This window comes from Candidatus Obscuribacterales bacterium, from assembly GCA_036703605.1.
In the GTDB taxonomy this organism is placed as follows: domain Bacteria; phylum Cyanobacteriota; class Cyanobacteriia; order RECH01; family RECH01; genus RECH01.
Genome location: DATNRH010000218.1, coordinates 1 through 11,300, shown reverse-complemented (window position 1 = coordinate 11,300; position 11,300 = coordinate 1). Strand labels below are relative to the sequence as shown.

Annotated in this window: 9 protein-coding genes and 1 tRNA gene; 4 read left to right on the top strand and 6 right to left on the bottom strand. The window is 53.6% G+C overall.

What is annotated here, in order from left to right; translation table 11 throughout:
* Window positions 1-106 precede the first annotated feature (106 nt).
* The 5 genes from thiS to V6D20_04625 all read right to left on the bottom strand — a co-directional run bounded on the left by thiS (window position 107) and on the right by V6D20_04625 (window position 4,674).
* A complete protein-coding gene (gene thiS, locus V6D20_04645) occupies window positions 107-322 on the bottom strand; it encodes a sulfur carrier protein ThiS (protein HEY9815081.1) in 216 nt (71 codons plus the stop codon).
* 62 nt (window positions 323-384) lie between these two features.
* Window positions 385-1,482: a thiamine phosphate synthase gene (locus V6D20_04640; GenBank protein HEY9815080.1), complete on the bottom strand. Its 1,098-nt coding sequence runs from the start codon at window positions 1,480-1,482 to the stop codon at window positions 385-387.
* A 38-nt stretch (window positions 1,483-1,520) separates the two neighbouring features.
* Window positions 1,521-2,474 carry a helix-turn-helix domain-containing protein gene (locus V6D20_04635; protein HEY9815079.1) on the bottom strand — a complete coding sequence of 318 codons (954 nt, stop codon included), beginning with the start codon at window positions 2,472-2,474 and terminating at the stop codon, window positions 1,521-1,523.
* A 177-nt stretch (window positions 2,475-2,651) separates the two neighbouring features.
* Complete coding sequence (locus V6D20_04630) at window positions 2,652-3,656, bottom strand: hypothetical protein (GenBank protein HEY9815078.1); 1,005 nt, start codon at window positions 3,654-3,656, stop codon at window positions 2,652-2,654.
* A gap of 346 nt (window positions 3,657-4,002) precedes the next feature.
* Window positions 4,003-4,674, bottom strand: a complete 672-nt coding sequence (locus tag V6D20_04625; protein ID HEY9815077.1) for an Npun_F0813 family protein — start codon at window positions 4,672-4,674, stop codon at window positions 4,003-4,005.
* Between the two features lie 667 nt (window positions 4,675-5,341).
* Here V6D20_04625 and V6D20_04620 point away from each other — a divergent pair.
* The 3 genes from V6D20_04620 to V6D20_04610 all read left to right on the top strand — a co-directional run bounded on the left by V6D20_04620 (window position 5,342) and on the right by V6D20_04610 (window position 8,211).
* Window positions 5,342-5,414 (top strand) — tRNA-Arg (locus V6D20_04620).
* Window positions 5,415-5,810: 396 nt separating this feature from the next.
* Window positions 5,811-6,407, top strand: a complete 597-nt coding sequence (locus V6D20_04615) for a DUF4126 domain-containing protein (protein HEY9815076.1) — start codon at window positions 5,811-5,813, stop codon at window positions 6,405-6,407.
* 211 nt (window positions 6,408-6,618) lie between these two features.
* Window positions 6,619-8,211: a Ppx/GppA phosphatase family protein gene (locus V6D20_04610; protein HEY9815075.1), complete on the top strand. Its 1,593-nt coding sequence runs from the start codon at window positions 6,619-6,621 to the stop codon at window positions 8,209-8,211.
* 79 nt (window positions 8,212-8,290) lie between these two features.
* On the opposite strand, the gene V6D20_04605 is transcribed toward V6D20_04610, so the two are convergent.
* Complete coding sequence (locus V6D20_04605) at window positions 8,291-9,802, bottom strand: UbiD family decarboxylase (protein ID HEY9815074.1); 1,512 nt, start codon at window positions 9,800-9,802, stop codon at window positions 8,291-8,293.
* Between the two features lie 398 nt (window positions 9,803-10,200).
* On the opposite strand from V6D20_04605, the gene V6D20_04600 reads away from it, so the two are divergent.
* Entirely contained in the window at window positions 10,201-10,836 is a 636-nt protein-coding gene (locus V6D20_04600; protein HEY9815073.1) for a peroxiredoxin, read from the top strand.
* Window positions 10,837-11,300 lie beyond the last annotated feature (464 nt).

Genomic DNA, 11,300 nt, shown 5'->3' with positions numbered 1-11,300 from the left:
CAAGATAGAAGAATGAAGACAGAAAAACGAAAAGGAAGTCCAAGACACACAAGGGTTCCTGCCTTAGCACCTAGGCGGGTTACATCCGCGTAGGAGTACTAGTCACCTAGCCGCCGCCCACAATTGTGACCACTTCGAGGCGATCGCCCTCTTGGATCAGCGTCTGCTCCCAAAACTGACGATGGAGAATTTCGCCGTTATATTCCACCGCCACCAAGCGAGGATTCATGCTAATCAAGGTTAAAAACTGGGGGAGCGATGTTTGGGGTGGACAGGTTTGGGTCTCCCCATTCACCGTCAAGGTTACAGAAGCAGAAGTCATAAAGTAGCGTAGGAACGTCTAAGGGATGCAGTCGGTCGCAGCGAGGCATCAAGAGGGCATCTCTAGGGCGATACAGCCGGGGTCTGACTCGCCCGCATCATCTGCACTCGATGCAGTTGGGACAGGACATACTGGGTGATCAGCGTTGGTTGCTCCGCCTGCATAATGGCGCGAACAATGGCCACCCGCTCAGCCTGAGCCCCCAACACATGGGTGAGATTGTCGGCATCAATACCGCCGATGGCATACCAGGGAATCGGGCAATGCTCAGCGGCATAGCGTACATAGCCCAGCCCCGCCGCCGCCTTGCCGGCCTTGGTAGGCGTTTCATACACCGGGCCAACGCCCACATAGTCGGCACCGTCCTGGATAGCCTGGTGCAGTTCGTCAGGATTCGTGGTAGACCGACCAATAATTCGGTTTGTCCCCAGAATCTGTCGCGCTAGGGCAATGGGAATATCCTGTTGACCCAGGTGGACGCCATCGGCATTCACCGCTAGGGCTAAATCTACCCGGTCGTTCATGATAAACAGAGCGTTATAGCGATGGCATAACTTACACAAGTCTTTCCCCCGCTGCAGGCGAGTCGTATCGTCAGCGGTTTTATCCCGATATTGCACCAGAGACAAACCGCCTTGCAGAGCCGCTTCCACCACCGATAGCAGATTCTCTTGGGGCGAAGTCACCAAATAGAGGGGCGATCGCCCTAAGCGCTGATGGCGCTGTTGGCCGGTGAGTTGGCTATCCAGGGTATACACCCGATAGCGCATTTTCTTGCAGGCCGCTCCCATCTCGCTGGAGTAGAGCTTGCCATATTCTTCCAGCACCCGCAGAGCTTCTTGGATGCGGCTAAAGTTGGCCTGAAGCAGATGGGTAATGCTCTGGCGCTGCTCTTCCTGGGCATGGGTCAGGTCAGTTCCCACATCTGCCAAGGTATCGCGGGCAGCCCGAATATCTGGAGTGTGCCAGCGGGCTAGCTCCTGACGCAGTTGCTTGCACTCGTCCGTTAGCGTCCCTTCATTCAGACCAAACCGGCACCATTCTTCAATGGTACGCAGACCTTCCTTTGCTCGGTCTAGATTGGCATCGAGAATCCGATGCACCGCCGATCGACTGAAGTCTGGCTGATTGTCAACAGAATGGTCATCCATTGCGCCCATGGTGATTCTCGTGACGGTGATTCCCGTAACAACGTTCGTTAAACCTCGTAGATATGCCCATCTACAAAGAGGCGAGTAATGCCTTTGGCATTGAGATAGCGGCTGACTTTGTGCAACACCTTGCCATCGGGCACCTTAACAATGCGCTGGGTGCGGCGAGAAAAGCGGCGGGCAATACGATGGTTATCAAACACCGGCAGGGTGCGCTCCCGAGTTTCGGCTTCGTCAATTTGCCCAAGGTCGGCAAAGTCTTTGAGAGGACGGGTAATGAGATTAGCGGAGCGATCAACGACCACATAATAACTCCGGGTTAGGGAAGCTTCAATTAGCGGACGGATCTCCAGAGGGGTGAAGCGATCGCCCCCCGCAGATAGCCCTTGAAAAGCATGACCATCGTCGTCGTCGTCATCGTCATCGTCATCGTCGTCGCTGTAGTCAGCATTGTCGAGGTCATCAAGGTCGTCGTCGTCCTCGTCGTCGTCCTCCTCCAGATCGGCTGACAGCTTGCGATCGCCTTTCTCGTCATCATCCAACCGATCGACCGACGGGATAGGCGCAGATGAACGAACGTTGGGCAAAATTAAGCGATCTTTGACCGGCTTGTCGAGCGTCTCCTTTTCCTCTTGAGGCTCTTCAGGCTCAGATGCTACAGCCGGCTCCAGGCGCGGTCGTATCCGCCGAGGACGAGGAATCTCAGGCTTAGCAACAGATTCTGGTGTCGGCTCTGGGAGCGGATCTGGCGTTGGTTCAACCTCTGGCATGAGATCAACGGGAGGTGATAGCTCAAATTGAATCACCGACCGGGGACCACTGCGCTTTTGCTGCACCAGATCTTCATATTCAGCGCTTGGCAGACCTTGCTTAACGATGCGGCTAATGGTGCTGCTGCTGACGCCAAAACGATTGGCCAGCGTTGAGGTTGATTCATCTGGATGACGATACAGCTCAATAATGGTCTGTTTATCCGCATCCGATAGTTTTTTAGGAGCCATGTTGTTGCTGTCCTCCCGCAGTTCCCAAGCAATTCGCCCTTTGCGCAGCTCCCTACCAATACCGATCCAAGCATGGATCGTTTAGTACAGCCGAGGCTTTCCTAGAATAACGCGTCTTTGCTCGATCCGTACGGGATTCTTGAAAGAAACTCACCCTTGAGCGGAGGATTTGTCGCGCTACATACGACGACGGGTTGTGCGGCGAGAACGGGTGGATAAGTCGTACTCCAAAGCAGCGCCAATGCTGACCAAGACCGCGCTAAAAATCCAAAATACTTCCAACAGTGCGCCGGTTTGGTAATTGGGAATGTAGCTGATGGCAAAGTTGAACCAAATATCAGCGATATAAAAGGAGAAAGCCGCCGCCGCAATGAATCGCCAAGAGGTGGAAAAACGACCACCCCAAAAGGCTAACAGCAACATCGCTGCCATAATCAGCAGCAAGATATCGCCCACAATGTAAAGCAGGGCAATCCACTCAGCATAGGGAGCTAAGAAGGCTTCCGCCGCGATCGCCCAACCTGGAGCATCTCCATCACTAGCCGGATCACCTTCGGTCTCCACGGCAGGTACATCGGCTGGGGGCGCAGCATCCGGCACGGCGGGCGCTGGCTCAGTCGGCGGGGCTGTGGCATAGGCGGGAGCAACCCAACTCACCTGTGGAACTGTGGGTAGACGGGGGCGATCGCCGCCAGCTAGGTCTTCCGGCACGGCCACAGATGTGTAGTAAGCAATAATTACACCTGCTACCCCAATGGCTGCCACCGTTCCCCACTGGGCAATAGAAAGATTTAGACGACGGGTCATCACCGCCAAAAACATCCCGATCCCCAAAAAGAAATAGTTCAACAAGAAGAAAATGTCGCCAGGCGATACATCCGCATCTTTGCCCAGAACGATTTCCCAGTAGAACAAGATTAAATTCCCGATAAAAAACGACAGCATGCCCAGCCCGAGCATGAGCCACACCGTCCGTCCGCTCACAATCTGAGAGCTACGCCAGTTGCGAAAACACAGTAGCGTAGCTCCCAAGAAGGCTACATTTTCCAAAATATAGGTGACAATGCCATACCACGTGGGAAACCCTTCGGTGGGAATGAAGTCGCTGAATAGCAGAAAAAATAACAGGGATATAAAGGCCCATCCAATCGCCGCTAGTACGACGACCTGGGCAGAAAGCATAGACTTCGAGCCAGGGGTTTTTCTAGTCAACAGACTGCTCCTCAATCAGTGCGGGTATCTGGGTTATGATCCACCACCCTCTCGGATCGGTGAGGTACAAGGACAAACAGGCACATATCGTATCCCAATGTCGAATCATATCGTCTCATCATCGAGCTGTTCGTGCAGATCATGAACTGGCATCACGGATAACAGGTGGTTGGAACAATGCCCTCTTGGGCAGCCGTAGGTCAACAATACATGACCCTTGCTTGGCAAGGAGGCACATGTCCTGCTGGATTCATGCCCATGGAGGGGTTGCATGAATCATAAACGACTCGGGGGCTATCGACCCGGTTTTTTACAGCTATTGCCACACTCGCCCTGTGGGAGATTGCTTCAGCCACTCCAAAAATCGACGGCGATCGTCGTCGGGCATGTCTTGCAACGCGTCTAACACGCGGGCTGTGAAAGTTGCATTACCAAAGTGGTCTTTGGCAATACGATAGAGCTCTTGCAGCAGGGTATTGAGATGATGTTCTTGCCATGGGGGAATTTGCAAAGACGCCAAGGGATCAATGGTCAAAAGTTGATTGATCTCTGCTGGAGTCTCCGACTGGGGAAACCGCCATTGCTGAAAGACTGCGGAGATTTCCTTCTGGAACAAAGCAATTTGGCGATCGCCCAGAAGATCCTCAATATCAATATAAACCGCTTGCAGCAAGAGCAAACAGGCCTGGGTCATAGCCGGAGCAATGTCTGTATCAGCATCCCCGCCACCAGCATCACTCCCTAGGCTTTCTAGACGGACTTTTCCCCATACGCTATAGCGATCGGGTTCTTCTAGTAAGACACAGGCTTTACCGCGATTATCCGTTAGATCTCGCCAAAAGGCTTTGGCTTCTTCTTCCTGAGCTGCACTAAAGACACTAATGAGCCGAAAAGTCTGTCCTTGATAGCTAAGGATGGGAATTTTTTGATCCCGCTTGGGGTGCTGAATGGCAGAAATTTCAACATCCTGTCTCTTTAAGATAAACATGACGTGCTCAGTTAGCTCCTGTCAGGGACGGGGATCGGCTGTGCAGATGTCTTAGATCGGCACGAATGTGTAGCATCAAAGAACGGAAACAACTCACGAGTAACACTTGGCGATCGCCGATGAAGCGATTTCCCACGATTAGATGGTAGATAGAGGTTACAACAGACTGGCTTAGCGATCGCTAGAACGACTAGAAGCAATACTCCCAGTGCATCGTGAATCACACGTGCATCTAGAATCCAGCCGAGTCATCAGTTTATAAATGATATTACGCTACTTCAGCATTGCTCGCTGCATTGGATGAATCTCCTTCCTTTTTCTGGGGATGGGGAGGCGATCGCTTGGTCATGGTGGGTCATGGTTCGATGAGCCCTCGCAGTCTGGGGTTGATTTTGGTACTATACTGACGGGAGCGATCGCAGGGTTGATGACTTCCGTTACTCCCACCTGTGCTCGTCTACCTCACCACGAGGTTTGTGATCGAGCCATCGAGCCTGATGTATTGAACCTGGTCAACGGTTATATCGGCTTTGGCTGACCTAGGATCTAAGGAGCGTCAAACCCTGGGTTGAGGGTAACCAGTTAGCCGTAACTCGTGGCTCAGCGCCTAAGACATCTGTCTAGACACGTTGAAAGGCTGGGAAGATTACCGATTGTCGTAAGATTTGCTCCAGTAGCTCAGTGGATAGAGCATCTGCCTTCTAAGCAGACGGCCGTAGGTTCGAATCCTACCTGGGGCGTAGGAACAGTACAAGTCCATAGATGTCTGGTAGGATAGCGGCGATCGCTCATCCTACAGAATTCATCTTCAAGTGTCTTATGGTAGGACATGGGGGCAAACCTTGGGAGGCTAGATCGAGACATTGTTATGGGGGTTAGGATCTCCAGCAACCCTGGAGACGCTCAAACCTTTAGGACAGGCCTCAACCGGACGAGCCACAGCCACACCCCATATACATCCCCATCTAGAAAAGCATGCCCCCTGTTCGACGGCCTGGAACAAACGATGAGTTGCTTGATGATCATCACCAATGCCCCTTCCCAGATCAGCCATGGGAGCTGGAAACAAACCTATGCTGACCTCGTTCCTAGGGCTCGATGTATGAGTTTGGTTAGATTTCAGGGTAGCCACCATCATGATTGAGATTCTCGCTGCTCTATCGGTTTCTGCTGCCGCTGGCGTCAGAATTGGTCTCCCCCTGCTGATCATTGGCCTGCTCTACAGCGACAATCTTTGGGCAGACGTACCTATTTTGTCTCAGTTTCATCCCTCCTTGGTGCTAGGCGTCTTGGTGAGCTGGTCATTGATTGAGCTACTGCTGTCCAAGGAGCCTGTGGGTCAACGGGCTATTCAAATTGTGCAGCTTTTATTTAGTCCGCTGGTGGGATCGATCGCTGGGATTGCCGTGGCGCGATCAGCTCAACTACCCAGCCTCCTAACCGGCGTGTTGGGGATTGTAGGTGGTCTGTTAGCGTTGGTGCTACAGCTTGTGCAAGTTGGTTGGTTTTATCGCCTACGGCGGACGCCCATCTGGCTGATCTTTGTCCAAGATTTTCTTTGCATCACCCTCGTCCTCTTGGCCTTCGATGCCCCTGAACAGGGTGGCATCATTGCCCTATTGCTTCTGTGGTTCGCCATTCGCAGCTCCAAAGAATGGCAGCGCTGGTATCAACGACAGGCTCCGCCAGGCGATCGCCACCATCCCCGTCGCTATAAGCAAGATCCAGACTAGAGCTAGGGTGTCATTCCCAGCGATCGCCCCAAATCGGTTCACATGGCACGATAAGATGATGGCACTTCATCCCACATTGGGGTGGTCTACGAGAGTGAGACCAGCAACGCTGATGTCCAACAGCGATGGGCTATGAACCGAGTACCCCACCCTTGTTGCTCCTTCCCACTAACCATGCCGCTGATATACATTCCTTCATTCATCATTCACTATGGTCATTGAGCAAGACCGCATCCTTGCTGCGATCGATGTTGGTACCAACTCGATTCATATGGCAGTGGTTCGCATTCAGCCCGACCTGCCGTCGTTTACGATCATCGACCGCGAAAAAGATATGGTGCGTCTGGGAGAGCGCGATCCCAAAACGGGCAACCTCACGCCAGAGGCCATGGATCGGGCGATGAAAACCTTCAAGCGCTGTATGGCGATCGCCAAAAGCCGTCATGCAGAAGACATTGTGGCCGTGGCCACCAGCGCCGTCCGTGAAGCACCCAATGGTCGAGAATTTCTCGATCGCGTCGAAGCCGAGTTGGGATTATCGATTGATCTCATCTCTGGCCCCGAAGAAGCCCGACGCATCTACCTAGGCGTGCTGTCGGCGATGGAGTTTAACCAACATCCCCACATCATCATTGACATTGGTGGTGGCTCGACAGAACTCGTTCTAGGGGACGGCCATGAAGCCGCATTTTTGAGCAGTACCAAAGTCGGTGCTGTCCGGTTAACGTCAGAATTCGTGACGTCTGACCCGATTGAAGATGAGGACTTCTATCGCCTCAAAGCGTTTGTGCGCGGCATGTTGGAACGATCTACCGAGGAACTGCAGTCCCACGTTACGCCCGACAACTATCCAATTATGGTCGGCACATCGGGCACCATTGAAGCCCTCGCCACCATGCACGCCTGTGAACATCTGGGAACAGCGCCCGATCCGCTCCAGGGCTATGAGTTTAGCCTAGAAGACTTGCGGGATATCGTAGAGCGTTTGCGGAAGCTCAGCTACAGCGATCGCCTCAAACTTTCAGGCTTGTCCGACCGGCGGGCAGAAATCATCCTGCCGGGGGCGGTGATTCTGCAGGAAGCCATGACCCTGCTGAAGCAAGAGCACATTACCGTCTGCGAGCGATCGCTGCGGGAGGGCGTGATTGTCGATTGGATGCTCACCCATGGCTTGATTGAAGATCGGCTGCGCTTCCAAAGTTCCGTGCGGCAGCGCAGTGTCTTTCGGTCGGCCCAAAAGTATCAGGTCAACCTGGCCTATGCCGAACGGGTGGCCGACTTTGCCGTCAATTTATTTGACCAAACCCAAGGACGCCTCCATGACTGGGGCGCAGGCGAACGGGAGCTGCTCTGGGCTGCGGCAATTTTGCACAACAGCGGCCACTTCATTAGCCACGCTGCCCACCATAAACATTCTTATTACCTGATCCGCCACGGAGAACTGCTGGGCTACACCGAATTGGAAATTGAAGCGATCGCCAACCTAGCCCGCTACCACCGTAAGAACGAACCCAAGAAAAAGCACGACAACTACCGCAACCTGGGCAGCAAGACCCACCGGCAGATTGTCGAGCAACTCAGCCCCCTCCTGCGCATCGCCGTCGCCCTAGATCGCCGCCAAATTGGCGCGATCAAGAAAGTGGAATGTCAATATCACCCGGAAATCAAAACCCTGCACCTCTTGCTCACTCCAACTCAATCCGGGGATGACTGTGCCCTAGAACTATGGAGTTTGGGCAACAAAAAGAGCAGCTTTGAATCGGCCTATAGCCTCAAGCTGGTGCCGATTCTGCGCTACATCTAGCACGTAGGCAGCGTTCCATCAGCTTCGATTCGCTCCTGAGCCCACGGGATGCTGACCATGTCACCGACTGGGGCAACCATCATCGAGGCATATCGTAGCCGAAGAGGTTGGGATCCACCGAGCCAAACTGCACATCTCCCAGACCATAGTCTGCCCAACGGCGATCGACTAACGCGGCCACCTCCGGATCCGACATCAGTGGTTCACCCCAAGCGTGATCGGTTTCCGGGGGCATTTTGGTGGTGGCATCGATCCCCATACGGCCGCCCAAGCCAATGCGCTCGCTGGCAAAGTCGAGGGTATCAAAGGGCGTATCCGGCAAAATGAACACGTCTCGACTGGGATCCACCTTCGAGGTGATCGCCCATACCACTTGACGCGGATCGCGGATATTAATCTCCTTGTCTACCACAATCACAAACTTGGTGTAGGTGAACTGGGGTAGAGCGCTCCAAAAGGCCAGGGCGGCGCGGCGAGCTTGCCCCGGATAGGCCTTGTCGATGGAAATAATTGCAGCTTTGTAGCTGAGGGCTTCCATGGGCAGGAAAAAGTCTACAATTTCCGAGACTTGCTGCCGCAGGATCGGGGTATAGATACGGTTAAGCGCGATCGCCATCATCGCCTCTTCCTTAGGAGGGCGACCGCTAAAGGTGGTGAGATAGACCGGATTGCGCCGGTGGGTCATGCATTGAAAGCGCACCAGGGGCGAATCTTCCACGCCGCCGTAGTAGCCCATATGGTCGCCAAAGGGGCCATCGGGCAACATTTCGCCAGGGGTAATCGTGCCTTCTAGGACAAACTCTGAATCCGCAGGAACTTCCAAGTCCACGGTTTTACATTTCGCTAGATGCACACCCGAACCGCCATAGAGCCCGGCAAACAGCCATTCGGATAAATCCACCGGAATGGGTGTCGCCGCCGCCATAATAATCAACGGATCGACCCCCAGGGCGATCGCTACCTCTAGCTTCTTGCCCCGCTCCGCTGCCTTGCGCAGATGCCGAGCGCCGCCCCGCACCGATAGCCAATGCACGGTCATCGTGGTTTTCGACTGAAGCTGTAGCCGGTAGACCCCCACATTGGGAATGCCGGTTTCGCAATCCTTGGTAATCACCAGCCCTAGGGTGATGATTTTGCCCGCATCCCCGGCATAGGGGCGAATCATGGGAATTTGGTTGAGATCGAGATCCTCACCCTGCACCACCACTTGATGGCAAGCGGGCAAGAGATCCCGAGATGGCTTGGCTCGCACCACATCAAACAGCACCTTGCCAAAATCCACCGCCTGGGAAATTTTCTTCGGCGGCTTCGGCTGTTGCAGCATCCCTAGCTTTTTGCCCAGAGTTTCCAACTCCTCCGGCGCTTCCATCTTCATGGCCCAGCAGATGCGTTCCACGGTGCCCATGGTGTTCACAGCCACTGGATGGGGAGAGCCCTTGACATTCTCAAACAGCAACGCTGGGCCGCCACACTGCAGCATCCGATTTGAGATTTCTGCAATTTCCAAGTCTGGATCCACCAGGGCCTTAATGCGGCGCAGTTGCCCCCGTTCTTCAATGAGATTGAGAAATCCCCGTAAGTCTCTCGCCATGATGCCGTTTGTGAACCTATGTAACACACTCTTTCATTATGCTATCGATTCCGCAACCGGCCAGACAATCTCCCCAAGGCGATCGCTCTTCCATCGACCAGCCTCTTAGCAAAACCCGAATGATCACCGGCTAGCCGGGGAATAGGACATTGCCCCAACAGACCGTAGGGCAAGTCTTACCTGCGATCGCCCTTGGGTTGTCATAGGAAGAAAATATAAAAAGATCTAAACTCCGACCGGAAAACCGGGGTTTTATGGCATCATGGCATATAGGTTCACATAGGATGTCTCAAATCAGGAGCTAAAAGCGCGATCGCTTTCAGATGCTCTTAGGTTTTAGGCACTGGTGACGTCAGTCATGCATGTACTACAGTTTCGATTCACAGGACTAAGGAATTATGGCGCTTCGACTCGGTGATACTGTTCCGAACTTTACCCAAGCCTCAACCGAAGGCGAAATTAACTTTTACGATTGGGCTGGCGATAGCTGGGTTGTGCTCTTCTCCCACCCGGCTGACTACACTCCGGTGTGCACCACCGAGTTAGGAACGGTTGCCAAGCTCAAGCCAGAATTTGACAAGCGTAACGTGAAAACCATCGCCCTGAGTGTCGATGACGTTGATTCTCACAAGGGTTGGGTGTGCGACATTGAAGAAACCCAAAGCGCGACCCTCAACTATCCGATCTTGGCAGACCCCGACCGCACCGTGTCTGACCTGTATGACATGATCCACCCCAACGCCAGCAATACACTGACCGTGCGTACGGTGTTCATCATCGACCCCAACAAAAAGCTGCGGTTGTCCCTCACCTACCCCGCCAGCACCGGTCGCAACTTTGATGAAATCCTGCGGGTAATTGATTCCCTCCAGTTAACCGACTACCACAAGGTAGCCACCCCAGCCAACTGGACTGACGGCGGCGACTGTGTCGTGGTACCTTCTATCTCCACGGAAGATGCCAAGAAGCAGTTCCCCAAGGGCGTAACCGAAGTCAAGCCCTACCTGCGCATGACCCCCCAACCCAACAAGTAAGCGGGGCGCGATCGCTTCTAGCGACTTGGGTTTCATGATGTTTGGGAACGGTGCAGAGGTCTGCACCGTTTTTTTGTAGCGTGAGGTTGATGAACACACCTCAAAGCCCCTCACCCCAAACCCCTCTAGGGTGGTAGAGGGGCTTTGAGATCTCTTATACTTTGCTTCCCTTCTACCCTTGTGGGAGAACGGGATGGGGGATGAGGGGAAACATGAGTCAGCCAATCAGGACATCTACTTGGTATTGTGGTGCCATGATGGCATGATGCAAGTAGGGTCTTTAGTGGGCGTAGACAGCATATGGTTAAGCTTTTACGGGTCACGGTCGATACAGTTCTGAAGCGGCGCACCGAGCAGTCGTCACGATTATCAGAAGAAGAGCAATACCGAGCGATCGCTGGTCAAGAATTTCCCATCGCATCCTATGCCTACGCCAGCGGCGGCATGGATTTTAATGGCCACGT